This window comes from Duganella dendranthematis (assembly GCF_012849375.1).
GTDB classification, from domain to species: Bacteria; Pseudomonadota; Gammaproteobacteria; order Burkholderiales; family Burkholderiaceae_D; genus Rugamonas; species Rugamonas dendranthematis.
Genome location: NZ_CP051684.1, coordinates 1538285 through 1563420, shown reverse-complemented (window position 1 = coordinate 1563420; position 25136 = coordinate 1538285). Strand labels below are relative to the sequence as shown.

Annotated in this window: 25 protein-coding genes and 3 pseudogenes; 19 read left to right on the top strand and 9 right to left on the bottom strand. The window is 58.7% G+C overall.

The window, feature by feature from the left end; translation table 11 throughout:
* Positions 1-133 precede the first annotated feature (133 nt).
* The 3 genes from HH213_RS07265 to HH213_RS07255 all read right to left on the bottom strand — a co-directional run bounded on the left by HH213_RS07265 (position 134) and on the right by HH213_RS07255 (position 3511).
* Positions 134-1321, bottom strand: coding sequence for a tetratricopeptide repeat protein (locus HH213_RS07265; protein ID WP_169111759.1), 1188 nt, complete (start codon positions 1319-1321; stop codon positions 134-136).
* A gap of 118 nt (positions 1322-1439) precedes the next feature.
* Positions 1440-2627 (bottom strand): DUF2863 family protein, encoded by a 1188-nt coding sequence (locus HH213_RS07260; RefSeq protein WP_169111757.1) that lies wholly within the window; start codon positions 2625-2627, stop codon positions 1440-1442.
* Between the two features lie 17 nt (positions 2628-2644).
* Positions 2645-3511 (bottom strand): HDOD domain-containing protein, encoded by an 867-nt coding sequence (locus HH213_RS07255; protein WP_169111755.1) that lies wholly within the window; start codon positions 3509-3511, stop codon positions 2645-2647.
* A gap of 184 nt (positions 3512-3695) precedes the next feature.
* Here HH213_RS07255 and HH213_RS07250 point away from each other — a divergent pair.
* A pseudogene (locus tag HH213_RS07250) lies at positions 3696-4276 on the top strand (DNA-3-methyladenine glycosylase).
* On the opposite strand, the gene HH213_RS07245 reads toward HH213_RS07250, so the two are convergent.
* Both HH213_RS07245 and HH213_RS07240 read right to left on the bottom strand, forming a co-directional pair.
* Positions 4175-5827: a methyl-accepting chemotaxis protein gene (locus HH213_RS07245; RefSeq protein WP_169111753.1), complete on the bottom strand. Its 1653-nt coding sequence runs from the start codon at positions 5825-5827 to the stop codon at positions 4175-4177. The pseudogene HH213_RS07250 and the gene HH213_RS07245 sit on opposite strands and share 102 nt — an antisense overlap.
* A gap of 80 nt (positions 5828-5907) precedes the next feature.
* Entirely contained in the window at positions 5908-6354 is a 447-nt protein-coding gene (locus tag HH213_RS07240; RefSeq protein WP_110845264.1) for a cache domain-containing protein, read from the bottom strand.
* A gap of 134 nt (positions 6355-6488) precedes the next feature.
* Between HH213_RS07240 and HH213_RS07235 the strand changes: the two are divergent.
* From HH213_RS07235 to HH213_RS07200, 8 genes and pseudogenes are all read left to right on the top strand, one after another.
* A pseudogene (locus HH213_RS07235) lies at positions 6489-6881 on the top strand (lysine 2,3-aminomutase); the annotation flags it as partial.
* Between the two features lie 35 nt (positions 6882-6916).
* Complete coding sequence (locus tag HH213_RS07230; protein WP_169111751.1) at positions 6917-8578, top strand: recombinase family protein; 1662 nt, start codon at positions 6917-6919, stop codon at positions 8576-8578.
* A 1435-nt stretch (positions 8579-10013) separates the two neighbouring features.
* A complete protein-coding gene (locus HH213_RS07225; RefSeq protein ID WP_169111749.1) occupies positions 10014-10385 on the top strand; it encodes a hypothetical protein in 372 nt (123 codons plus the stop codon).
* Between the two features lie 137 nt (positions 10386-10522).
* The gene (locus tag HH213_RS07220; protein ID WP_169111748.1) at positions 10523-10753 is read left to right on the top strand and encodes a hypothetical protein; all 231 of its coding nucleotides are present in this window, start codon (positions 10523-10525) and stop codon (positions 10751-10753) included.
* Positions 10754-10755: 2 nt separating this feature from the next.
* Complete coding sequence (locus HH213_RS07215) at positions 10756-10959, top strand: hypothetical protein (protein WP_169111746.1); 204 nt, start codon at positions 10756-10758, stop codon at positions 10957-10959.
* A 204-nt stretch (positions 10960-11163) separates the two neighbouring features.
* On the top strand, positions 11164-11640 hold the full coding sequence (locus HH213_RS07210) for an HNH endonuclease (protein ID WP_169111744.1): 477 nt from the start codon (positions 11164-11166) through the stop codon (positions 11638-11640).
* A 375-nt stretch (positions 11641-12015) separates the two neighbouring features.
* Positions 12016-12540 carry a hypothetical protein gene (locus tag HH213_RS07205; protein WP_169111742.1) on the top strand — a complete coding sequence of 175 codons (525 nt, stop codon included), beginning with the start codon at positions 12016-12018 and terminating at the stop codon, positions 12538-12540.
* Between the two features lie 526 nt (positions 12541-13066).
* Positions 13067-13576, top strand: coding sequence for a recombinase family protein (locus HH213_RS07200; RefSeq protein WP_443093325.1), 510 nt, complete (start codon positions 13067-13069; stop codon positions 13574-13576).
* A gap of 231 nt (positions 13577-13807) precedes the next feature.
* Here HH213_RS07200 and HH213_RS07195 read toward each other — a convergent pair whose 3' ends face one another.
* The gene (locus HH213_RS07195; RefSeq protein ID WP_169111738.1) at positions 13808-14671 is read right to left on the bottom strand and encodes a DUF2971 domain-containing protein; all 864 of its coding nucleotides are present in this window, start codon (positions 14669-14671) and stop codon (positions 13808-13810) included.
* 131 nt (positions 14672-14802) lie between these two features.
* Here HH213_RS07195 and HH213_RS07190 point away from each other — a divergent pair, with 131 nt between their 5' ends.
* Positions 14803-15024 carry a hypothetical protein gene (locus HH213_RS07190; RefSeq protein ID WP_169111736.1) on the top strand — a complete coding sequence of 74 codons (222 nt, stop codon included), beginning with the start codon at positions 14803-14805 and terminating at the stop codon, positions 15022-15024.
* 42 nt (positions 15025-15066) lie between these two features.
* Here the strand turns inward: HH213_RS07190 and HH213_RS07185 are convergent, their stop codons facing one another.
* Entirely contained in the window at positions 15067-15816 is a 750-nt protein-coding gene (locus HH213_RS07185) for an abortive infection family protein (protein ID WP_169111734.1), read from the bottom strand.
* Positions 15817-16154: 338 nt separating this feature from the next.
* Between HH213_RS07185 and HH213_RS07180 the strand changes: the two genes are divergently transcribed.
* Positions 16155-16364 (top strand): SOS response-associated peptidase family protein, encoded by a 210-nt coding sequence (locus HH213_RS07180; protein ID WP_169115023.1) that lies wholly within the window; start codon positions 16155-16157, stop codon positions 16362-16364.
* A gap of 58 nt (positions 16365-16422) precedes the next feature.
* On the opposite strand, the gene HH213_RS07175 is transcribed toward HH213_RS07180, so the two are convergent.
* Both HH213_RS07175 and HH213_RS07170 read right to left on the bottom strand, forming a co-directional pair.
* Positions 16423-16665: a hypothetical protein gene (locus tag HH213_RS07175; protein WP_169111732.1), complete on the bottom strand. Its 243-nt coding sequence runs from the start codon at positions 16663-16665 to the stop codon at positions 16423-16425.
* Between the two features lie 83 nt (positions 16666-16748).
* On the bottom strand, positions 16749-17096 hold the full coding sequence (locus HH213_RS07170) for a helix-turn-helix domain-containing protein (RefSeq protein WP_229263343.1): 348 nt from the start codon (positions 17094-17096) through the stop codon (positions 16749-16751).
* Positions 17097-17154: 58 nt separating this feature from the next.
* Between HH213_RS07170 and HH213_RS07165 the strand changes: the two genes are divergently transcribed.
* The 8 genes and pseudogenes from HH213_RS07165 to HH213_RS07130 all read left to right on the top strand — a co-directional run bounded on the left by HH213_RS07165 (position 17155) and on the right by HH213_RS07130 (position 25117).
* Positions 17155-17715: a hypothetical protein gene (locus HH213_RS07165; protein WP_169111730.1), complete on the top strand. Its 561-nt coding sequence runs from the start codon at positions 17155-17157 to the stop codon at positions 17713-17715.
* Positions 17716-17769: 54 nt separating this feature from the next.
* A complete protein-coding gene (locus tag HH213_RS07160) occupies positions 17770-18573 on the top strand; it encodes a hypothetical protein (protein ID WP_169111728.1) in 804 nt (267 codons plus the stop codon).
* A 110-nt stretch (positions 18574-18683) separates the two neighbouring features.
* Complete coding sequence (locus HH213_RS07155) at positions 18684-19340, top strand: antA/AntB antirepressor family protein (RefSeq protein WP_169111726.1); 657 nt, start codon at positions 18684-18686, stop codon at positions 19338-19340.
* An 8-nt stretch (positions 19341-19348) separates the two neighbouring features.
* A complete protein-coding gene (locus HH213_RS07150) occupies positions 19349-20869 on the top strand; it encodes a recombinase family protein (protein WP_169111724.1) in 1521 nt (506 codons plus the stop codon).
* Positions 20870-20938: 69 nt separating this feature from the next.
* Positions 20939-21964, top strand: a pseudogene (locus HH213_RS07145) (KamA family radical SAM protein); the annotation flags it as partial.
* A 98-nt stretch (positions 21965-22062) separates the two neighbouring features.
* Complete coding sequence (locus HH213_RS07140; RefSeq protein ID WP_371875709.1) at positions 22063-23301, top strand: MFS transporter; 1239 nt, start codon at positions 22063-22065, stop codon at positions 23299-23301.
* A 7-nt stretch (positions 23302-23308) separates the two neighbouring features.
* The gene (locus HH213_RS07135) at positions 23309-24211 is read left to right on the top strand and encodes a 2OG-Fe(II) oxygenase (RefSeq protein WP_229263341.1); all 903 of its coding nucleotides are present in this window, start codon (positions 23309-23311) and stop codon (positions 24209-24211) included.
* Between the two features lie 51 nt (positions 24212-24262).
* A complete protein-coding gene (locus HH213_RS07130) occupies positions 24263-25117 on the top strand; it encodes a fumarylacetoacetate hydrolase family protein (protein ID WP_110845252.1) in 855 nt (284 codons plus the stop codon).
* Positions 25118-25136: the final 19 nt, after the last annotated feature.

Sequence of the window (25136 nt, the reverse complement as noted above, 5' to 3'; positions counted from 1 at the left end):
CGCTTAATTTACTTGCAATTGTTGCGCGACCGCAACTTAGTGTCAAGTAAATGGCTACTGCGTGGCCACTGAAGCCTGCCCAGCATACCACCATCATGCTTTTTTGAATGTCATTCCGATAAGTTGTGTCCGGCTATTTGGCCCGCAATTGGGCGGCGTAGGCGCGCAGATGGTCGAGCTTGGCCGAATAGACATCGTGGTCGCCGCGGGTGGTGCTGTTTTCCATGGCCAGCGCCATGTGGCGGTCGGCCGCGCGCAGATTGCCCAGCTGGTAGTTGGCCACCGCCAGCCAGAAGTGCAGCTCGTGGTAATCCGGCACCCGGTCCAGCTCACGCTCGAACAGCGTGCGGGCACGGGCGTAGTCGCCCAGCTTCATGGCTTCCTGGCCCTGCACGAAGAAGTAGAACGGCGGATAGGGTTCGAGCCGCGCCAGCCGCGCGCGCAGTACGGCGGCCTCATCCAGCTTGTTGGCGCTTTCCAGCGTCTGCGCCAGGTTGGACAGGTAGATGGTGTTGTCCGGCAACTGGCTTTGCGCGTAGCGCAGCGCCGCTTCCGCCTGCGGCTGATCGCCGTGGTGCTGGTAGATCACGCCCAGCGTGTTGTAGGCGTTGATGAACAAGGGATCGGCCTCGGCCGCCTGGCGCGCTGCCCAGTAGGCGTCGTCGACCTGGCCGGCCGACAGCAGTTCGGCGGCGCGGTTGTTGAGGTACATGGCCAGCACGGTTTTCTCGGTCAGCGGCCTGGCGTTCTCGCGCGCCTGCGGCGGGATCGGGATGAAGTCGACAGTCAGCGAATTGGCGACGTCGACGGCAGTCAGCAGGTAGGGATTCTGCCCGGCCAGCGGCCGTCCCAGCGACAGGTTGACGTGGTTGCTGGCGAAGTACAGGCTGCCAGCGCGGCTCCATACTTCGTCGATCTGCACCTGCTGGAAAATCACCGGCATCTTTAGCTCACGCGCCAGCGCGGCGGTCATGATGGCCAGCGACAGGCAGTTACCGGAGCGGGCGGCAAAGGTTTCGGACGCGGTGCGGGTCAGGGCGGCGTCGTATTCCAGCTGCAGCTTGTCGCGCCGGTACAGGGCGTCGAACAGCATGCGGCGGACGTCGCGGCCGGGGCCGGGCGTGCCGAGCTCATGTTTGACGTAGTCGCGCATCTCCGGGGTCAGGGCGAACACGCTGGCGGTGTCGATCGGTGCGGTGGGCGGCTGGAACAGCTGGTCGTGGAACAGTTGCTGCGCCGGCGCCACGCGCGGTGTTTGGCTGGCGCAGCCGCTGAGGAATGCGGCGCTGCACAGGATCAGAATGCGGGCCCATGGTGTCATGACGTGTCTCCCTTTGCTGCGGAGCACAAGCCGGCGCCGCACCAGGCAGCGGAATCTGCGTTCCGCGTGCAGGAAAGTATCCTCGGCTACACCAGGACTGTCAAACTGGAAATTGCTTTCAGGCCAGCGGATCTTCCGAGACCGAAATATCGGTAATGCCCAGGCTGGCCAGGGCGTCGCCCAGGTCTTCCAGCGCCAGTTCCAGTTCGGCGGCCGGGTCGAGCGGCTTGTCGGCGCTGGCCAGTACGCTGCCGCCGTGCGACAGCTGCACCCGCAGCGCCGGCTCGTCGTCATCGTCGGTGGGGGCGATTATGGCTTGCAGCGTTGCGGGATCGTGGCCTTCCAGCGCCTGGTTCAAGGCCGACAGCAGGCTCAGCATGTCGTATTCCGACTGGCCCTGGGCGCGGGCGCCGAAGAACAGGTCCTGGTACAGGAAGTTCAGCGTCAACGCCGGATCGGCGCCGCGCGCGCGGCCCAGGCAGCGCGCCACCAGCGGCGCAAACTGCTCGGTCCATTTCTGATAGGTTTCGGCGCGCTTGGCGAAGTAGGCGTCGGACGCTTTTTCGCTGGCCGGCACTTTATAGAAGGCGTCGTCGGCGCGCTTGAGCGAGAAGCCCAGCAGGAAGCGCAGTTCGATCGCCGTGTCGTCGCTGCTGAAGCTGGTCGGCGACCAGCCGGCCGCCATGCTGCGTTCCAGCGCCGGCGCGGCGGCGATTTTCTTGTCGGTCAGCGACTGCGCTGCTTCGCGCACCATGGCGTGCAGCAGGCCATAGTTGATGCGTTCGATTTCGTCCAGGTCGTAGGCATGGCTGACCAGCACCACCTTGGCTTTCGGGCTTTCCAGGCCGGCGTCGGTGAAGCTGTTGAGCAGCGCCTCGTAAGCGTCGGCGTCCTGGAAGTCGGCGGCCGGATCAAGGCCGCCCTGGCTGTGCACGAACACCGGAATGGCGAAGGCATCGATTTCCAGTTCGGGCGCACCTTCGCGCCGCACGATCAGGTTGGCGGCGCCTTCTTCGACGGCGTTGCGCAGGTAGCGGTAAGCGTCGGTGGATTCTTCGCGCGCCAGTTCGATGGCGCCGTACAGCACTTCGTTCTTGCCTTGCGCCAGCAGGCGGCGCAGCAGGCGCTGGAATTCGATGTGCTTCTGCGCCAGCTCGTCGCGGGTGGCGGCGGCGACGATGTCGGCGCCGGCCGATTCATCGGCCAGGTCGAGCGCCAGCGCGCACAGTTCGTTGGTTTGCTGTTCGTCTTTGACTTCCGGCGAGTTGGCGGATTTGCGCGGTACGGGGCGCTTATTCTTAGGCATGCGTGTTTTGACTTCTGTTAGCGTTCGGTGTGGAAGGTTTCGTTCAGCTCATCGAGCAGATCTTCGGTTTCATCCTCGGTCAGGCCGAGGTGGCGGCAGGCGCTGTCGCCGCCCTTTTCCCACTCGTACGAGGTGCTGTGGTTATGCAGGCGCTGGATGCCTTTTTCGGCCAGCAGCGACAGCGCCACCAGCGAGCGGATGGCGTCGTCGGTGGCGGCGTCGTCCAGCACGCGGTAATCGTGGTGGTGCAGGATGGCCCAGGAGACATCCGGCGACAGGCCCCAGTTGCGCGCCAGCAGGCAGCCGATGGCGGCATGGTTGGTGCTGTAGCGCTCGTCCTCGATGGCGGTGAACACGCCGTGCGGGTCGTTGCAGGCGCGCTCGTAGGTGTCGGTGTAGTCGGCGAAGCGGTTCATCAGCAGCGGCACGCCGATGTCGCAGAACAGGCCGAAGGTGTGGGCGATGTCGGGCGGCGCCACGCGCAGCTTGCGCGAAGTGAACACCAGCGCCTGGGCGCGGCGCGCCGAGATTTCCCAGAATTCGCTGAGGTTGGCGTCGTTGCCGTCGATGGCCTGGCGCGCCAGCAGCCCGGTCAGCAGCGCCGCGCACTGGTTAATGCCGAGGAAGTTGATCGCCTGCTCGACCGACTTGGCCTTGCGCGCGGCGCCGAAGAACGGCGAGTTGGCCAGTTTCAGCAGCGCGCCGGACATGCCGACGTCGTTGGCGATGATGCGGGCGATCTGGCGCGGCGACGGATCGGGCGCGGCCAGTTCACGCTGCAGGTCGACGAGCAGGCTCGGCCGGGGCGGAATCCGGATGGAGCGCATCAGCGCGTCTTCCACCGCGTTTTCTGTTGGCAAGGCTGGGGCAGCAACTGTCGTCATTGGGGTCTTCAGGGCAAAAGGCAATCTTACCCTCGATTATCGCCGCAAGCGGGGGGCGATTGCGCGAATTTGCGATGAAATTCTGACTAATGGGCCGTATTTTGTCGTGGATTAGCTGGATTTGATAATGATTTGTCACCAATTGTGTGGGCGAACAGTTCAGATTGGTGTTTACAATAGACGCATGATAACCAATCTGGCAGGCATAGATTTCGACGCGCCGTCGCATGTGGTGGCGCCCCAGCTGATCGGCGTGACGCTGCTGTTTAACGGCGTCGGCGGCCGCATTGTGGAGACCGAGGCGTACGATCGCGAAGAGCCGGCCTCGCATTGCTACGGCGGCGAGACGCCGCGCAATTTCGCCATGTTCGGGCCGCCGGGGCGCAGCTATGTATACCAGTCGCACGGCATCCACTGGTGTCTGAATTTTGTCTGCCGCGAGCCCGGGCACGGCGCCGGGGTGCTGCTGCGGGCGCTGGAGCCGTTGGACGAGGCCGAAGGGCTGGCGCTGATGCGCGCGCGGCGCAAGCTCGATGATGTGCGCTTGCTGTGCTCGGGCCGGGACGCCTGTGTCAGGCGCAGGGCGTGTCGCGCGCGCATAACAACCTGCCGCTGGACGCGCCGCCGTTCCTGCTGCTGCCGCGCGACCGCGAGGTCGAGGTGCTAGCCGGCCCGCGCATCGGCATTTCCAAAGCGGTGGACTTGCCGTGGCGCTTCGTCGAAGCCGATTCGCGGTTTTTGAGCAAGCCCCTGCGGCGCGTTTGAGTTGTTCTCTAATTTGAACACCGACACCGCCTGCGACAGATGGCCGGCCTGGTCCTGCAGGCTGGCGGCAGCGGCGGCGGCTTGTTCCACCAGCGCGGCGTTCTGCTGCGTCACATCATCCATCTGACCGACCGCCTGATTGACTTCGGCGATGCCCTGCGCCTGTTCGGCGCTGGCGGCGCTGATGCGGGCGATGATGTCGTTGACCTGCTGCACGGCGGCGACGATGCCGCCCATCCGTTCGCCGGCCTGCTGCACCGAGGCGCTGCCGCTGTCGATGGTGGCCACCGAGGCGGCGATCAGCGTCTTGATTTCCTTGGCGGCGGCGGCCGAGCGCTGCGCCAGCGTGCGCACTTCGGCGGCGACGACGGCAAAGCCTCGTCCCTGCTCGCCGGCGCGCGCCGCTTCGACGGCGGCGTTAAGCGCCAGGATATTGGTCTGGAACGAGATGCCGTCGATGACGGCGATGATGTCGACGATCTGGCGCGAGCTGGCGCGGATGGAGGCCATGGTGTGTACGGCGTCTTCCATCGCGGCGCCGCCGTGCTGCGCCAGGTCGCTGGCGCCGGCCGCCAGCTGGCAGGCCTGGCGCGCATTGGCGGCGTTGGCCTGCACGGCTTGTGTCAGGCTGTTCATGGCGCTGGCGGTTTGTTCCAGCGAGCTGGCTTGCATTTCGGTGCGGGTCGACAGGTCCAGGTTGCCGGTGGCGATTTCGCGCGCGGCGGTGTCGATCGAGCGCACCGCGCCGAGAATGGTGGTGAGGGTTTGCGTCAGGTTGGCCATGGTCTGGTCCAGCATGCGCGCGGTGTCGGCGATTTCGTCGCGGCCCTGGGGGCTGCGGCCCGCGGCGAGGCGGCCGGCGGCCAGCGCGATCACCACGTCGGCGATGGCGCGGATGTCGCGCAGCATGGCGCCACGCACCGCCATCGTCACGCCGATCGATAGCGCAATCGACAGCAGGACCATGATGGCCATGGTGGCGTTGAGCGTGCGGAAGTCGGCCTTGGCCTGCGTGTGGGCGGCTTCGCTGAGCTGTTTTTCCAGCGCCGAGAGCTGCGCCAGCTGATCGTTCAGCAGCAGGAATTGTTTTTCGGCGATGGCCATCGAGTTGGTGGCGATGCTCTGGTCCATCTGCGCCATGTCCATCGTTTCCAGCACGGCCTTGCGGTAGGCCGCCAACGCTTGCAGCGATTGGGCGGCGATCTTGCGTTCGGCGTCGCCGGTGGCGTCGGCGTCGAGCTGGCGCAGCAGCGCGTCGATGGCGGTGTGGCGCGCCTTGATATCGCGCGACAGCGCGTCCAGCCGCGCCTGGGCGAAGCTGCCGTTGACCCACGCCAGCAACTGGTAGATATGGGCGTGGGCGTAGCGCGCTTCGCCGGAGACGTCGGCGGCGGTCTTGAGGCGGGCGGCGCGCACCTGCACCAGGTTTTCCAGCGAGGCGTTCTGGCGCACCATGCCGACATAGGCCGCGCCGGCGGTGGTGATCAGCAGTACCAGCACCAGCATCGGTGCCAGCAGCAGTTTGGGTCCGATACGCAGTTTGTTCAGCATGGTGTTCTCCCTTCAACCCCGCCGGCGATGGGGTCTGACCCCGTTCGGGGTCAGACCCCGGTGTGCCCGGGGTAACGGTGCTATTTCTTGTAAATGCCCGCTTCCAGCACGACGTCGCCGACGCGCAGGATGTAGGTGGTCTTGGGCTCGATCTTGCCGGTGGTGGGGTTTTTGTATTGGTAGTCCACCCAGCCGTGGCCTTTTTTGGCGGCCAGGTCGATGATCTCGCGGCGGTACTTCTTGCCGCTGGCGTCGGGGATGTCGGTCAGGTCCTTGCCGACAATGGACGGGTTGACCGGGTGCGCCAGCACGATGCCGGTCTTGATGTCGCGCACGTCGACATACAGCGAGCCTTGCAGGTAGTCGGGGTCCTTGGCGGCGATCTTTTTGAGGAAGGCGTCCTGGCCGTTGGCCTTGATGAAGGCCGCGCCTTTTTCCGCCATGGCGATGGCGTCTTTTTCGGTTGGCTCTGCGGCCTGCGCGGACAGCGCCAGGCCCGCCAGCACAATACTGATGAAGGGTTTCATGAGCAATCTCCAGTCGGGTGGTTGACGCCATCAACTGTAACCGTCAGGAAATTTAAAGAATTGCGATGCCGCAAGACTGAGTAGTGGCGCGCGGCCTAGCATGGTGCTTCCGACCCTCAACACAGGACTTCGTGATGGATACGCCCAAATTCAAACCGTTTATTCGCCAGACCATTTCGCACGCGCGGCAGTGGGAGTGGATACCGCCCGATTTGCAGGAGGCGGTGCAGGTGGTGTCGCATGTGCTGCCGTTTCGCACCAACGAGTATGTGCTCGATCATCTGATCGACTGGAACAATATTCCCGACGATCCAATTTACCGCTTGACCTTTCCGCACCGGGACATGCTGGCGCCGGACGACTACGCGCGGCTGAAGGAGCTGGTGCTGGGTAAGGCCGATCAGCCGGCGCTGGTGGAGCTGGTGCGGCGCATCCGGCTGCGCATGAATCCCCATCCGGCCGGACAGATGACGCACAACGTACCGCGCGTGAACGATGCGCCGCTCAAAGGTTTGCAGCACAAGTACGGGTGGTGGTCGTATGCGTCGCTTCTAATGCTATCATGCTGACTATGACAAAAGCTTACTCTTACTCCCGTTTTTCCAGTGACGCGCAGAGGCACGGTACTTCGATTGACCGTCAGCAGACGCTTGCGCGTAAGTGGTGTGCCGATAACAACGTCGAACTGTCCAACGACGTGTTCGCTGACGAGGCTGTATCCGGCTTCCACGGTGACAATCTAGCTTCCGGTGCGCTTTCACGGTTCATTTCCCACGTAGAGCGGGGCGACATCGAGCGCGGTAGTTACCTGATCCTTGAGAACCTTGACCGGCTCACCCGCATGAATGCGTGGGATGCTTCAGGCTTGCTGCAACGCTTGGTAAAACATCTTGGCATCGTGGTAGTGACGCTGCGACCGCATGAAATGCGCTTTGACCACAACAGTTCTGCGCTGGACTTGCTACAAGCCATCCTGCACATGGATAACGCACACAGGGAGAGCGCACGAAAGAGCGACCTTGGCAAGCTGGAATGGGCAAAACGTTTTGCAGCAGCGCGTGAATCGGGAAAGGACATCGGCAAGCGTGTTAGCAACTGGCTGACGCTGGGCGAAGACGGCAAGTACCACCTGAACGAGAATGCTGATGCGGTCCGGCGCATCTTTGAACTGTGTATTGAGGGGTATGGCAGTACCGCTATCTCCCAGAGGATTAACGCTGAAGGCTACCGGACGTTCAACAGGGGCGCACGGTGGGGAACCTCGGCTGTCCTGACGGTCCTGACGAACCGGGCGGCTATAGGCGAACTGACGCCCAAGGATGGCGGTGAGCCGATCCCGAACTACTTCCCGCCTGTGATCGATGAAGACACGTTTAACGCTGCGCAGGCCAGCGTCAACGCCCGGAAGGTGGGTAAGGTGACGAAGCAGACCGCAGAAGTGAACGTGTGGTCTAAGCTGGTGTTCTGCGGCGTCTGCGGTAGCGCTATGCACATAATCCAGCGCTCGAAGTTCCGTTACCTGATGTGCGCCAACCGTCGTTACGGCGAGTGCAAAGGCTCCCGTAACGTGCGACTGGACGAGAGCGAAGACATTCTGATGGCCGCACTGTTGGAACTGGACGCAATGGGACTGGTCAAGCCTGACCCGGACAAGCTGGCGCGTGAACTGGCTGTGGCAGATGGACGCCTGATGGCAGAGAAGGGTAAGCTTGTTGTCTGGGCTGAGAAGCTAGGCCAGCACCCGGAATCCGACACGTTCCAGCGCTTTGTGCTTCAGAGTGAAGGCCGAATTAGGGAGTTGCAGCAGGAAGTCGGCCGTCTGACGGCTGAGTTAGCCGGTGGTGATCGGCTGGACTGGTCCCAGTTCAAAGCGAAGCTTGATCTCACCGACAAGGTGACGCGCAAGCGTACAAACGCCTACCTGCAACGACTAGGCGTCAAGGTTGACATCGCTGACGGCTACCTGTTGACCCAGCACGGCGAAGCCAAGGCCATGCTAGTGGTGGACAAGAACAAGATCGGCGCATTGAGACTGGGAGGGGACGAAGGGGAGGTAGGAGTCATTTCTGATGTCGAGACGGCGAACGCTTTAGCTGCGAACGTCAAGCACCTTCTACAGCGACCGGGTGGTGGCTTTGTCTACAGGGGATCGCTGACAGTACCGAACGGCAGAGGGACCAGACGCACCAAGTTCCAGTCTCCAGTCGAAGCACAGACAGCCTGACCCCGCCATACCGCTACAGGGTTACCCAGCCCTGTACGCTTCTCGCAGCACCTTCCCAGCATTAAAAACCGCTTCCGAGTTTCCCGAAGCGAGATCTGAACATGAAGGAAAAATTTCCTGCATCTCTTAAACTTGTTTCCCCAGTTTCGGGGAATCAAATTCACAGCAGCCAAATTTTCCGCCGCTGTGTTCTTGCCAGAATTGGCGGTAACCAAACGCCGACTAACCATCAACACTTGCTCGCAATCATCAAAGGCTCAGGAAGGCACCTTGCAGCCCCGTAGCGACGACTTCTCGACCCACTGGCTACCCTCGTATGCCTTTGGCACGAAAATCGCTTACAGAGCCTCTAAATCGTTCTTAATGGGAAGGGGTGTTGGTTGGCAGGAATGCCGGGGATGGTGGAGCGTGGGAGCGGTAGCGACCTGCGCCGGGATAGCGCTTGAGTAGTACGACTATTGTAGCTACTAATGTTGTGTTGCTTAGTTATAACTAACCGACAACCAAACAACTAACTACACATACAACCAAAAAGAAATAACTAAGTTCTTATACAACTACACTCTACTACTCTCTTAAATAACTAAGAGTTATACCTTATGTAGTACAACTTATAAATAAGTTATATAACATAAGTATACCCTACACTCGCTGCGCTCGTTCCGGGTTGGAGTTTACCATGAGCAACCCTACTTTGTCAAGTAAGATAGCTCCTAACGGAATTGGGAGGGTAGCACACTAACTTATCCTGTGCAAGACCTTGGACGGTGCCATTCGGAGTAGTCCAGCTTCGCTTGCTCAATAAGTAAGCAGTTGACGTGCGAGGTGACGACTTTCGCGGGTCGGCGTCAACACTGGTATTGCTTAACAAGCATGCCTGCTTACCAACTGTCGCCAAACTCAATTTTTCAGAAGTAACATTGTCTATTTTATCACTAAGACACAGCCAGAACCGCATTCCCTCGTCATGGGTACACAGTTTGATCGGTTTGACTGCCCCCGAAAAGTAAGAGTTTTAGGTGCGATCCAGATGGGATCAAATAGCACTTGACAGAATCGTGAAAGCATGATCCTTACTTGACAAAACCGCTTCCTAGTGCAATAATAGCGGTACCTGTCGGATGAAGTACGAAGTCATCCGATACGACCTGAAGCCCCCCCCCAGAACAAATCCGATCAATCCTGCACCATAGGAGCTACAGCTATGTCTACGCTACATGCACCGCCCGTATTTGGCGGAAAACTTAACAACGACCGCTACTACGAAGCGGTTGCAAGCACCATCAAGGCGCTACGCCCAGCCTCATCGCTGCGCGCTATCGCTAATCACCTGACCACAGCCGGTTATCTGACTCCCACGGGGTTGCCTTGGAACCGTCGCCGGGTATCAGACTTCATTCGCAACACAACCGTTTAACGCTATAAGGAAACATAAATGACCGTATCAACAAAACCTTCCACAGTTACCATTAACGAACACAGCAGCATTGCCTTCCCTCAGGCCGCAGCCCTGATCCGTCAGGGTTACGTGTTCACAGGCGAACCGCCTACCACCTACTTAAACGGCCAAGCATCGATCAATCTCACACTTGGCGCACCCGATCAGCATGCCGTTAATGCTGCGGAAGCAACCATCAAGCTGTACACCGATCTGGCCGAGGCAGCAAGCCAGCGGGACGCCGCGAAGGCAGCACTTCACACCGCTGAAGCCATCGAGCGCCAAAATCGCAAGGCTGCGTTTGATGTGCAGATTGCAGACCAAGAGAAGGTCATTCGCAAGCTCAAAGAACAACAAAAGAAAATTTAAGCTCCGCTTCTACCGCCTTCGGGCACTCCTGGGCGTCCTGCCCACTGCATCACCAATCAACCACCTGCCGCAGCCGCTCCCGTCAATCCGGCTGGATTGTCACGTCTGCGTGCAGGCCAAACATAAAGGAATCGAAGATGAAATTAGACCTTGGCGCGCAAGGTGCGCCTGAGCAATACCACCGACCAACAACCCGCCCCGCCTACCTTGATTCAGGGGTCGTGCTTGCGAAGCGGAAGATTTACATGAAAGCCAGTTCATGGGAGGCCGTACAGCGTCTGTGCAACTCCTACGACACCAGCGTAAGCAAGGTAATTGAAAACCTCGTACTCGACGCTGACTTCTTCCACGCTTCGCAACCGGACTGAACATGAAGAACATCACCAAAACAGTAATCGCTCGTGCCGACGCAACCATTGCAGCCTACCGGGCAACGATGGCGAAGGCCACGCCACAAGTAGCACCGAAAGCCGCAGCGCCAGTAGACAAGCAAGCGCAGGCGCAGGCCAGCTATGGTGCAATCGTAAGCAAACACCTGCCCAAGTACGTGAGCAAGGGAGTGTCGAATGTTTAAGAAGTACGCCCCAATCCACCCACCACAACCGCAGCACCGCGAGATTCAAGGCGACACAGGCCCACTTGAGCGAGGCATCATCATGCTATCGCCTGCCACTTGGAGCGCTCTGAACGGGCTTAGCAAGGCCAAGCGTCGCACCGGCAGCGACATCATCGCCTCACTCATCCACTCGGCCGACAAGGCGCAGGGAGGCGGACAGTAATGGCAGCAACGAACAAACGAGTACGCAAGGTAAAGCGCGCATCAAAGTGCATGTTGTGCGATGAAACTACTGACCTGCACCTGCACCACGTCAAACCTCGCTCATTGGGCGGGAGCGATGACCCTGACAATCTGGTTACGCTCTGCCAGCGCCATCACGAGGTAGCGCACAGCTTGGACGACGAAACCAACCACGCCACCCTTATCAAAATCGGGCTTGAGAAAGCCAAGGAGCGAGGCTCAGTGTTCGGCAATCGTACCAACCTGAAAGAAGCGCAAGCCAAGGGAGCAGCAGCCGTCAAGGCCATTGCCGCAGCCCGCACTAAACGCTTCCGTCCGGTGATCGAGCGACTGCGACAAGCGGGTATGACTTTCAGTGAGATTGCCGACCAATTCAACACCCTTGGCGTACCCACAGCACTACGTGGCTTGTGGCATGCACAGACAGTCCACTCACTCGCTCACCGCCCAGTGTAGCTCAACAGCAACACGCATGCACTCATCAACACACAAGATGGTACCCACTACATCTAGTTAAATTTGTACTCTAGACCACTGCATATGCCAACAGAGACCTTACTTACATACTTACCTACTTAAGTCAAGATTTATTTTGATGGTGGTGTTGCTTTACGCAATCTTGTCATTTAGAATGACTTCATCGATGCAGCAACACCGCAGTATCGACGCTTGCCAGTCCTGTAGCTCCCCGCTTCATCCTGCCTGCTTCTGCCAGCTTCCCGGCACCGCTGTACCCATCCCACGCCCCGTACACAACTGAACCTTGCGCAGTCCACTGTGGGCCTAAGCACGTCGGTACGGGCGCTTTCAACCCAACTAGGAGAATCAAACATGAGTAAACACCTCACCCCTGCTATCGCCACTATCTTCGCCAATCTGGGCTTTACCTCTGTTGACCCAGCAACCGTAATGACGGACTTTGGCTGCGAAGACCCGTTCCCCGAAGATGACACCCCGGCGATTTTCTTTCACGCTGGTATTGACGCCTATGCTGCTTATGCCCCAGAAATCGTTGACGGCATGTATGACGGTCAACTGCAAGAACTGGGGGCCATTGCTGTTGTCGATTTCGACTCAGCACATGAGTTCATGTTGTACCCCGACGTTCCGCTGGAAGTGATTGAAGTGAAAGACCTCGCTGACTTCGTGGCACAACGGGCTTTCAACCCAGCATACTTCGACCTTCGCATTGCGAAGCGTTGCGTAGCACAAACCAAGCAGGAATTGAGCGACTTGGAAGGCGACGAGCGCCCCACCCGCGAACAGTTCCGTAAGGCTCGTAGGGTGTGGAAGGAAGCCGTCAAGCACTTGCGCAACCTCGTTGTGCCAGCCTACCAGCCGGTAGCGACGATCTAACCCAGTAGCACCCAGCAAGGCCGGAACTGACCCTCACAGGTTGGTCCCGGCCTTTGTCGTTTCTACGGCCAGCGTATCGTATGCACGATCTGCACTGTCAGCAGCACGACTATCAGGATAGGCCGCACTTGTTCAGCCAGCTTGGACAGTTCATCCAGACTCATGATTCCTCCTTGTCTACGTCACCGGGTTGATGACAGGCCGACTGTATGACCGACCTGCCCAGTGCAGCAATAGCGCAGGCCCGACCCACGTAGCACCTACCATCGCAGTGAACCTGAGCGCTTGCCTTTCCTGCCAGTCTGTGCAGAGCAGAGCGCTGTCCAACAAGGCATACTTTCCACGCACTACCTCTATCGCCCTGCAAACCCGCATATCACCGTGTCCAACAAGTATGCAACGAGGTGTTTCTTGACACATTCCATGAAGCTCTATAGACTTCTCATACACATTCACACACGGAGCATGTATGAGCAAGGGTCAGACGGTAGGTTATGTACGGGTTAGCTCGGTAGGTCAGAACACAGTGCGCCAGTTGGACGGTGTGACGCTGGACAAGGTGTTCACGGACAAGTGCAGCGGCGGTGACACCAACCGTCCTGCCCTGCAAGCGATGCTGTCGCACGTACGCGAGGGTGATACCGTCGTGGTGCATGAGATTAGCCGACTGGCCCGCAACACTGCCGATCTGCTGGCACTGGTGCAACAGTTGACCGACAAGGGCGTTACCATCAAGTTCAGCAAGGAACAACTTACCTTCACTGGCGACAAAGAGAACCCTATGAACAAGATGCTACTGACCATGCTGGGCGCTGTGTCTGCCTTTGAACTGGCGATGATCAACGAACGTCGCGTAGAAGGTCAGGCCAAGGCCAGAGCAGCAGGCAAGCACATGGGGCGCACTGCCAAGCTGGATAAGGCCACGCAAGAGAAGGTACGCAAGGAAGCAGCGATGTCCGGCGTGAACAAGGCCAAGCTGGCAAAGGACAACGGCATCAGTCGCGCTACTCTGTACGCCATTCTCAAGGCAGCGTAGGGACGCGATAGGAGGCCCGCTACGGGCCTTCGGGTTACGTGGGCAGTGCAATACTGCTGACCAGCGCCAGCAAGCGCCGACAGATATTTCCCCGACCGGCACAGCGCTGTTATCCAGCCCCATCGGCCTGCTCAGCCAACCCACTAGTCTCCCGACTTTTCCGCCCCTTCGATTCCTGGCCCTCTATCGAGTCCGAGTTCTGAAATTTTTTTGTAGGTTTTTCAGGCTACGCTATCTCAACGTGGTCTTGGACGCAGTGATCTTAACATCACCAAGTTCATAACTTCTCAAAAACTCAAGGAGGTTCGCTGCGTCTTTCTCTTTGCAGCAAGGGCCGGTAACAATTTCCCAAAGCGACTGCTTCTGATATTTGAATTCAAAATAGGGAGTAAGTCCATAACGCCCATTCCTCCATTCACGTTTATCTAATACGCCTTTGACGGTGATGTTGGAGTTTACCGAATCGTAATTAACGACTGGTACATAAATCAATCGGTGCTCATTCTCAGCTTTGAAGTAATCACTCTTCAAAACTTGCGACACAATATGAACCAATCTAACGAAGTCTTCCCACATTTGACCGTGAGAGGGCCGCTGCATTTCACTTTCAGTCACTTTGGCTATCTGCTTAGCCCATTCCCTCGCCTTATCTTTCGATGCGTACACAACCGGGGCCAGTACCAAGCTACCGCGCTCTGCGCTTAGCGCCGCGCCGCTGAATACAGTCTTGTCCTCGATCTTTACTTGGTATGCAGGCCGCAAGGATTGCTCATGAAGCATATCGGGGTTAAATCCCAGCGCGAAGCCTTGTCCTCTATCGCCGTAAGACTGCCACTGATATAAGTCATCCTTTTCAGTAGAGAAACACGCCGCGTAAAACTGATAAGTTTCAATATGTTTATGAAGGTCGTCGATAATCTGTTGATCCACGCCTAGTCTTTCTAGTTCCGTATTTATCTCCGTTAGAAGATCATCCCTGAAAAACTTAATCTCGGCCGTATCATTCATAGCGCCTAACGAAGAAAGCCAAATTTTTTGGTTCTTGACGATGTTTAAAAGAGCGTTGGCATCGCAATAATGATAAATCAGTGGCATTGGAATCTTTCAAGGCAATGTTGATACGGCTAGTGTAAGCCGGTGGAAGATATGTGTCGATCTGGAAATAAACTATCCTCCTCAGCATCCCGGCACTGCGCATCGTGGCAAACGACTCTGATGTGCAAACCATGTCCTCGCTGGACATCGTTGACTACATCAACCACATCTCTAAGCCGGGAGAATCAATCCTGCGCCGCGATCACTTAATGGTTAAAGTACCTACCGTACTGGGCGAAAAAGCGGCTCCCGAATTTTTGCGAACGGCTTTTTACACCGTGAACGGTGCAAAACGTGAGCAGAAGATTTACAACTTCCCGCGTAAGCAGGCTATCCGCATGGCGATGTCGTAGAGCTATGATCTGCAAGCCGCTATGCCGGATGCGTCGGAGACTTTACTCCGCCTTTATCGCCTCACTACGTGACTGCCAAGTAGCCAACAAGAACATCGCGGTGGCCCCAGCCATGTTCACCGCCAACTCAGCATGCCGGGGTGCTGGCTTTACTGCTGCCTTCCCCTTGCCGTGAGAATCTCCCAACCGATTGCGCAACGCCCCTAGCCCCTCTACGACCGCAGTACAGCCACCAAGTATTTGCTTGAACACCGACTCGCTGTGCTGCGATGGCGCTATGTTTAAGCGTTCAGCGGTTTGCCGGTACAGCTTATTCATGTCCGGCGAATCCTCGTAGGACGTGCCGCTGGCGTCAAGGATGTGCTTGCAGACTGATTCCAACAGCGTCCGGGCCATCGTAATGGCACCTTCCGGGTCAGTTGATCGACGCTCTAGTGCCTTGTGCCAAGCAGTTTGTATATGGTCAGCGTCAAACTTCTTGATCGCGGACGTAACAGCCGAGTCAGACGGCGCTGCACCAACACCTTCCAGCGCGTCAAGCATTGGGCGGAACGAATCCCACAGAAACTGACGACGTTCCGCATACGTCGGGAACTTATGTTTGATGAATTGCCAGAATTGACCAGCATCACGACAGGTCTTCACAAACGACGGAACCTGTGGCGCAAGCGACGGCTGCGACATCACTAACTGGCGCAACTTAATGTAGTCACCTCCCTCGGCACCGCCACCAGTGGCGATTGCCACAGTCAGGTTTTGAAACATCTCGACCTGTTCGATCAACGTCAACATGAACTCCCCCGCTCTATCAATGCCGTAACCACGGCGCGCAGGTCATTGTAAAGCAGTCAACCAAAGCCGTAGACGAAGTCCTGCCTCAGTCCGGTACATCGTGCAAGATATCGGTATCGGTGCTGTTTCAGTCATCCTTGGTCTCTTGGCGGTCGCATCTCGACGTGTTCCACATACCACTCTTGGATGACCGTCGCGTACCCCAGCCCATGCGGCAGTTTCGTCTTCTGGTAGCCTCGCCATAGCTCGTCGCACGGACCTTTGCCGACGCACACAGCATCCCATAAGGTAGGCAGAGCCTTGCCTGTCTCGTTCGTTACGTTGACGCTGTGGGAGGGATGGTGGACGTGCATGACCGCAGGCCGGTGGTATGCACTGCTGCGGATGCTGCTATCTGGATGGACCCAGCTACCCCGCCAGAGATGGCGGAACAGCTTGCCCGGACCAGCAGCTTCGGCCCAGAGTGGTTCGACTGGTACAAAGTTAGCAAGGCCGTGGGGCCAGTGTCCAACGAGGGCCAGGAACTGGCCCAGCCGATACCGGGTTAACGCGATGACCATATTTGCCAGCAGCGCTGGTTCGGCAATCAAGCAAATAGTCCGCACACTACATCTTCACCATGCGCTGAAAGGTAGCTGGCCGTAATTGTGATGGATCGAAGCCGATTTCTGAAAGGCCGGGGATATCACTCATCAGAGCGGAGCGTGGCACTTCGGTCGCAGATGATTCAATCACTACTCCATGAGCGATTTGCTCCACCGCTTCACGTATTCCCCAGCGCCGGGATTTGACCATGCAATCCGTGTGAGCGTCATAGACCTCGAAACGGAAGATAGTAACGTGCGTCATTTTGGAATCCCCTACCCTAGCTATAGAAGGCCAATGTCCTTATGCCATGATAGCACTTCGAGCAACAATCGTGTCCTGCCGGCTTACGTGGCCTTCGTCATTGCAAAGGCCAGCACCGCTTGCTTGTCATCCTCAGTAAGCCGGTGATACGCCGTGAGCAGCGCTGCTTCGTCATCATCAAAAGCAAAAAAGTACGCTACAGGCAGGTCCAGAACCTTACCGATACGCTCTAGCAACTCGACCGATGGAACCCGCACACCACGCTCATAGCGGTTCATACGGGTGCTGGCGCTTTCGACCTCTAGCCCAGCCTGAAGTCCAAGCTGCTCCTGCGACAAGCCGGTTCCAAGCCGCGCAGCTTTCAGTCGCTTGCCGATCACTGACATCCGTATCTTCCAAGGTTCAAAGACAACGATGTTGCGGATTTCCACTTGCGCTTACACTACCGTATCGGTAGTATTGCCATTTCATTACCACTTGGAAATTGCAATGACATTCCTGAAACACGCCACGGCCGCAGTTCTGGCATCCCTACCGCTTCTTTGCAACGCTGGATTGCTGGACGATGCAAGAGAAAAGATTCGACAGGACCGCGAAGCGCAGGCCATCGCATCATTGGGCAACAACTACGTGCAGGAGATAAAGAAGTACAAAGCGAACCCTAACCGGGTCGGCTCCACGTGTTACCTTGAAGCCAGCGCAAACTGGACGATGTGGACCGGCATACCCAAGGCCGAATTTGCCGCATGTGATGAACAGGTCAAGCAGGAGATTCGCGGCATCCGCGATGGCGAAGAGAACGAGGCTGCAATAGCCAAGGCGGAACGCGCTGAACGTCGCAAAGGTATGTCGGAAGTGGCTGCAAAGCTGGATGAAATGGAGGAACGACAGCAGGACCGGGAACGTTTGCTGGACCGTCGAGACGCTGCACGTCAGGCAGAAGCAGAAGAGGACGCACGGCACAAGGCCAATCAAGACGTATTGGATGCGCAGATCGCTCGTGCGAAGCGGGAGCGCTGCTACTGGAGTGGCAAGGACTGCGCGAAATGAAGCGCCGCCGATCACTCGTGATAGCATGAATCATCTCCGCTACCACCATCGGCTATGTCCAACTCCACTTCACTGGGCGAGTTCATCAGGCACAATCCGTACTGCATCTTCTGCGGCGGTACGGAACCGACAACTACTAAAGAGCATTGCCCGCCAAAGGCTCTATTCCAGAACCGGCAATGGCCGGAAGGATACGAGTTCCCTGCTTGCATCAAGTGCAACAACGGAACGTCTAATTATGACCGGATGCTTGCAATGTTAGCGAGAACAGACTTTTCGGGAGATGCGGGCAACCGTGACGGAAAGTTTCCAAGCCTAGTCGCTGGCGTACACGCTCAAGATGCTATGCAGATTCGATCAATGTTCCCGTCAGTGCGGGAGGCTCGTACGTACAATCGAAGACTTGGCATCACGCCAAAGCATGGACAAACCCACCAACAAGCGTCACCGCTCAAAATCACATCGGAGATGCAGACGGCTGTTGCGGTGTTCTCACGCAAGCTTGCCAAAGCCCTCTATTTCCGTGAGGTGGGAACGATTTTCCCTTCGCACGGTGGCTTAGGATTGCGCTGGTTTACGAACGCAGACCTGCTGGAGAAGGGTCATTACGAAGTCTTTGAAATGCTAGAAGGACTTCCTGGCCATGCACCAACCCTAAAGCGCGGAGGCAAGGAACTTAATGACCAATTCAGCTATAAGATGACGGTCTGCGCAGACGTCGATATGTTTGTCCTTCAGGCTTCGTTTGGAAGCGCATTCGGATTGGTCATCTTCGGTTCAGGTGAGAGTGGACGGTTGGAGGGCATCATGATGAAGTTGGCAGCTAAGCACAACGGATTTCCTTTCACCCTCCTGTAGTAGCAACCGCTTCAAACCCTGCCAAAGCGGCTACAGTCGCTCCAAGCGCTGTTACCACCTACCACCCGGTGAAAGACGCTGTAGAGGCTCCTACGCCTGTCCTGAACACCGTGCAAGACATCGGTATCCAGTCCGGTGCTGTGGTGGACGGTAAGACCATCGAAACGGTAGACGCACGACGCCTGCATGGCTTCTTAGGTAGCGCCAAAGCATTTACTACGTGGATGCTGGAACGGATCGAAAAGTACGGCTTCGTAGATGGTGTCGATTTTACAACAACTACCAATCTTCCTAATCGGGAAGTTAGCTCCGGGGGCCGTCAACGTACCGACTACCACGTATCGCTGGACATGGCTAAGGAACTGGCGATGGTGGAGCGCACCGACAAAGGCCGGGAAGCACGGAAGTATTTCATCGAGTGCGAGAAGAAGCTGCATGAAGTCGCGCCGGGGGGGAGACGAATCAGACGATGGTTGACGACGATCAAGTTGCTCCCGCGATTGTTGAACTATGCTGTGTTAGTAACCTTAGGAGCCTCCATGCCAACATCAGCTATCCAGCTAGACACTGCGTACACCTACTCACTTGCTGCCACTGCCGCTTTAAGGCAGTTATTGGAAACGACTCACGGAAGCGAGTTCGCCGACGCCTTCATTAAAGAGCATCAGAACGCAATAGGAAGGGCTGTACAACTCACCCTGTGCGGAAGGGATGATGCGGCGGTCAGGCAACGCATCGCGCTACTGAAGCGGTCCTATCACACATAGGAGGCGACATGGCAAGCGAATCATCGACACTCGGCAAGAAGGCAGCGATCTACGTCCGCATGTCCACTCACCCGCAGGACCACTCTATCGAACACCAATGTGAACGCCTGTACTCTTACGCAAAGGACCGTGGCATCGAGATTGTGAAAATGTACGCCGATGCCGGTAAGAGCGGACTACGCATCAATAATCGGGATGGCTTGCGGGAGTTAATAACTGACGTACAGGCGCGTACGGCAGACTTCAATGCGGTACTGGTGTATGACGTAAGCCGATGGGGCCGATTCCAAGACGTGGACGAAGGTGCACACTATGAATTTGTCTGCCGGGATGCCGGTATTCAGGTGCTGTACTGCGCGGAACCCTTTGAGAACGATGGCTCAGCTTTGGCGTCAATGGTAAAGAGCATGAAGCGCACTATGGCAGCTGAGTACAGCAGGGAACTGTCCGCCAAGGTGTTTGAAGCCCAGCGGAGGTTCGCTGCACAGGGCTACAAGATGGGTGGTAGCGCTGGTTTTGGCTTGCGTAGGATGTGCTTTGATCGGGACGGCAAGGAGAGACGGACATTATCTGCCGGTGAGAGAAAGGGAGCGATCACTGACAGAGTGCGATTCTGCTGGGGACCACCGGACGAGGTGTCCATAGTACGTCACATTTACTCGTGGTTCATTGACGAACATCTCACCGACACAGAAATAGCAAGGCTCCTCAATCAAAGAAAGGTTGTATCCGGCACTGGACGTGCTTGGACACCATGGCTCGTCAAGAGCATTTTGACGAATGAGAAGTACGCTGGCCGAATCATCTTCAACCGTGGCTCGGCAAAGCTCACCGGCCTACGAGAACCCAATCCAGTTGCGGACTGGATTTGTATAAGCGATTCTTTACCGGCAATCGTCTCTCCAGCGCAGTTTGACTTGGCACAACGCGAGCGGTCGAGCCGTTCAGCGCCCATGGATCGAGAAAGTGTCCTAGCGATGCTTCGTGATATACATGACCATCATGGCAAGGTAACAGTCGCTCTTATCGATGCCACACCGGGGCTACCCAGTCCCAAGCGCATCGGTGAGACCTTTGGTACGCTTGCTGAAGCCTACGCACTTGCGGGAGTGGCTGATGCTGAGAAGCTACAACACGCGAAGACTAAGCGATCAATCCAGAAGATGCGCGAGGCGACTTTCGCGGCATGTAAGCTGCTCATTGAGCGCTCCGGCATTACCCTCCGAGATTGTGATGACAGATGGTGCATCTGTATTGGAGAAAAAATCGTGGTGAAGCTCGTGGTTGCGCGTGCGCGATACGACCTGAAAGGTAGGGTACGGTGGAGAATCCCGATCCATACAGCACCAATCCCAGACTTTGTGGTGTGTGTACGCATGGACGGCGCGAACGCTGGGGTACTGGACTACTACCTTATCCCAGTTCAGGAGTTCACCGAGGGGCACATCATACTGAGGGCGGAGCATCCACAAGACAGGTCAAATTATCGCTACTCGTCGCTTGCAGCCATTTTCGGTGCAGAGGGCTGACCTCCTGACTGCCACTTAACTGGCAATCTGCCGCAGGTGCAGCAAAGAAGAGACTCTTTCACTCACCTCTTGTACAAGGAGACGGTGTTGTTTTTCCCCAGTTCGGGGCAGACCTGTCACGCCTACTGCACCTTCTGTTTCCGCTGGCCGCAGTTCGTCGGCATGGACGATATGAAGTTCGATGCAAAGGAGTCGCACGAGCTGGCGGCCTACCTGCGCATGCACCCGGAGGTGACCGATGTGCTGATCACCGGCGGCGATCCGCTGATCATGAATACGCGCTCGCTGGAGGCGTACATTGAACCGCTGCTGGCGCCTGAGCTGGCGCATATTCAGAACATCCGCATCGGTACCAAGTCGGTGGCATATTGGCCGCAGCGCTTTGTGTCGGATCGCGATGCGGATGATCTTCTGCGCCTGTTCGAGCGAGTGGTCAAGGCTGGAAAAAATATGGCGATCATGGGGCATTACAACCATGCGGTGGAACTGCGGCAGGAGATTGCGCAGCAGGCGGTCAAGCGCATCGTCGGCACCGGCGCGACCTTGCGCATGCAGGGGCCGCTGATCCGGCATATCAATGAAGACCCGGCGTCGTGGGCGGAGTTGTGGCAGACCGGCGTGCGGCTGGGGGCGATTCCGTACTATATGTTCGTGGAGCGCGATACCGGGCCTCGCGAGTATTTCCAGTTGCCGCTGGCGCGTGCGCATGCGATTTTTCAGGCGGCGTATCAGATGGTGTCCGGTTTGTCGCGTACGGTGCGCGGGCCGTCGATGAGTGCTTTTCCGGGCAAGGTGGTGATCGACGGGATTGCGACCATCGGCGGCGAGAAGGTGTTTGCGTTGCAGTTCCTGCAGGCGCGCAATGCGGACTGGGTGCGCAAGCCGTTTTATGCGAAGTTCGATCCGCAGGCGACGTGGATGGATGAGCTGAAACCGGCGTTTGGCAAGGAGAAGTTTTTCTTTGAGGAGGAGGGCGGTAGCCGCAGCGAGTATGGCGCCGACCCGCCGGGATCGCGCAAGGTGATTCCGCTGCTGTCGGCGCGTGCGGATAGCAGCGCGCCGGCCGCCGGCTGCGATTCGCATAGCGCGGCGTAGGCAGCCCGGCGGCGATGATGCGCGATCCGATCCCGCCTTCCGCCTCTTCCGCCGCCCCGCCCGCCGCGTCGGCGCCGGAGCGGAACTTGGCATCGCCGCTGTCCGGGCGCGCGGTGTTCGTGCTGGTGTTTTTGCCGTTCGCGCTGGGGCACTTTTTATCCAGTTTGATGCGCACGGTGAATGCGACGCTGGCGCCGCAGCTGGTGGCGGCGCTGGCGCTGACGCCAGGCCAGCTTGGCCTGCTGACCAGCGCCTTCTTCCTGGCCTTCGCGCTGGCGCAGCTGCCGGTCGGGATGGCGCTGGACCGCTGGGGACCGGCCAAGGTACAGTTGCCGATGCTGTTGCTGGCCGGCGTTGGCGCGCTGGCGTTTGCCGGCGGCCAGACCTTCGGCCAACTGCTGGTGGCGCGCGCTGTCATCGGTCTGGGACTGGGCGGCTGCTTCATGTCGGCGGTGAAGGCGATCTCCAGCTGGATCGCGCCGGCGCGCTTGCCGTCGGTGCAGGGCTATCTGATCGCCGTCGGCGGCCTCGGTGCGGCTGCGGCCACGCTGCCGGTGCGGCTGGCGCTGCAGTATATGGACTGGCGCGGCCTGTTCCTGTGGCTGGCGGCGGCGGCGGCCATCATCGGGCTGCTGATCCGCGCGCTGTCGCCGCCGCAGCCGTCGGCCGCCAGCAAGGCCGGGCTGCGCGAGGCGATGCGCGCGGTGTACCGCCATCCGGCGTTCCGTGAGGTGGCGAGCCTGGTGCTGATTCCCCACACGGTGTTCTTCGGCATCCAGGGCTTGTGGATCAGCCGCTGGCTGAGCGACGTGGCGCGCTATCCGGACGATGCGGTAACCTATCTGCTGTATCTGGGCATGGCGGCGGTGATCTTCGGCGCCATTGCGGTCGGCATGATTACCGAGTGGACCGGGCGGCGCGGCATTGCGCCGATTACGGTGGCGGCGGCCGGCGTGGCGCTGTTTGTCGGCGTGCAGCTGGCGTTTGTGTGTAACTGGCGGCCTAGCTATCAATTGCTATCGGTACTGTTTACGCTGGTCGGCACGGTGACCGGCATCGAGTACACCATCGTCGCGCAAAGCCTGCCGGGGGCGTTGACCGGGCGCGCGGCCACCTGTCTGAACCTGCTGATTTTCATCGGCGCGTTTGCGGTGCAGGCGGGCTTTGGCCTGGTGGTGGGCTGCTGGCGGCCGGATTTGCTTGGCCATTATCCGGCGCCCGCCTATCAGGTGGCGTTTGGCGCGCTGGTGTTGATGCAGCTGCCGGGCTTGATCTGGTTTGTGCGGCGGCGCAGGCGCAATCCGGTAAAATTGAACTCCTGTCCGACTATCTCCTGATCGCGCGATGACCCAAGCTCAAACCGTTTTTGCCTCCCTGCCGCAGACCTGGCGCGTATGGATCATGGAAAACCTGGAGCGCGCCTGCAGTCCGCTGGACATGGCCAACAGCATGGCGCGGTCCGGCCAGTACAGCATGACCGACGCGCGCGCAGCGATTGACGATGCGGTGCGCATCCGCGCCGGCGGTGGCGTCAGCGGCACGGTGACGGCGGCAGAGACGGCACCGGTGGCCAGTGCGTTTTCGTCGCCGCGCGAGATGCCGTTCATTGATCTCACCAGCAACCGCATCGCCGCGCCGGACCGCGAGATCGATGTGCTGTTTGTGCTGAAAAAGCCGCAGGTGATCCTGCTGGGGAATGTGCTCAGCGACGAGGAGTGCGACGCCATCGTCGCCCATTGCGGCAGCCGCTATACCCGCTCGACGGTGACCGCGGAAGCTGACGGCGCCAGTGTGGTGCACGAGGGCCGCACCAGCGAGATGGCCTTCATCCAGCGCGGCGAGGCCGAGGTGGCCGAGCGCATCGACCGCCGGCTGGCCGCCATCGCGCACTGGACGCCGGAATGCAGTGAGCCGTTCCAGCTGCAAAAATACGACAAGATGCAGGAGTACCGCCCGCATTACGACTGGCTCGATCCGGACAGCGCCGGCCATCGCTCGCATCTGGCGCGCGGCGGCCAGCGGCTGGCCACCTTTGTGCTGTACCTATCCGATGTGGCGCAGGGCGGTGGCACGGTCTTCCCTTCGCTGGGGCTGGAGGTCTTTCCTAAGAAGGGTAATGCGCTGTGGTTCCTCAACACCGACAGCAATCACCAGCCTGACGCGCAGACGCTGCACGGCGGTGCGCCGGTGGTCAAAGGTACCAAGATCATCGCCAACAAATGGCTGAGGCAAGAGCGCTACGGTTAAACGGCGCCGAATGGTCTACAATTCGTCGCAACTGTTTAACCAAGGATTAGTATGCGACTCGTACGTTACGGCCGTCCAGGCAAAGAAAAACCAGGCTTGATCGATGATGAAGGCAAGCTGCGCGACCTGTCCGGCGTGATCGGCGATGTCGACGCGGCGGCGCTGGCGCCGAAATCGCTGCGCAAGCTGGAGAAGATTGCGCAGTCGTCGCTGCCGCTGGTGCGCGGCAATCCGCGCTTCGGCGTGCCGGTGGCGCGTGTCAGCAAGTTCATTTGCATCGGCCTCAATTATTCCGACCACGCGGCGGAAGCCGGCATGGCGGCGCCGAAGGAGCCGATCGTGTTCCTGAAGGCGATTTCCGCGCTGAGCGGCCCGGATGATGCGGTGATGATGCCGCAGGGCGCGAAGAAGATGGACTGGGAAGTGGAACTGGGGATCGTCATCGGCAGCCGCGCGCAGTATGTCAGCGAGGCCGATGCGCACAAGTACGTGGCAGGCTACACGGTGGTCAACGATGTGTCGGAGCGCGCGTACCAGCTGGAACGCGGCGGCCAGTGGACCAAGGGTAAAAGCTTCGATACCTTCGGCCCGGTCGGTCCGTGGCTGGTGACGGCGGAAGATATCTACGATGTGCAGGATCTGGATTTGTACCTGGACGTCAACGGCAAGCGCATGCAGACCGGGAATACCTCGACCATGATTTTCTCGGTGGCGCAGATTGTCAGCTACCTGTCGAAGTTGATGACGCTGGAGCCGGGCGACGTGATCGCGACCGGCACGCCGCCGGGTGTGGGCATGGGGCGCAAGCCGCAGCGCTTCCTGAAGAAAGGCGACGTCATGCGCCTGGGGATCGCCGGCCTCGGTGAGCAGCAGCAGGAAGTGGTCGCCTGGTCCGCCAAGCGCTAGACCCGCACGGCGAGCCGCC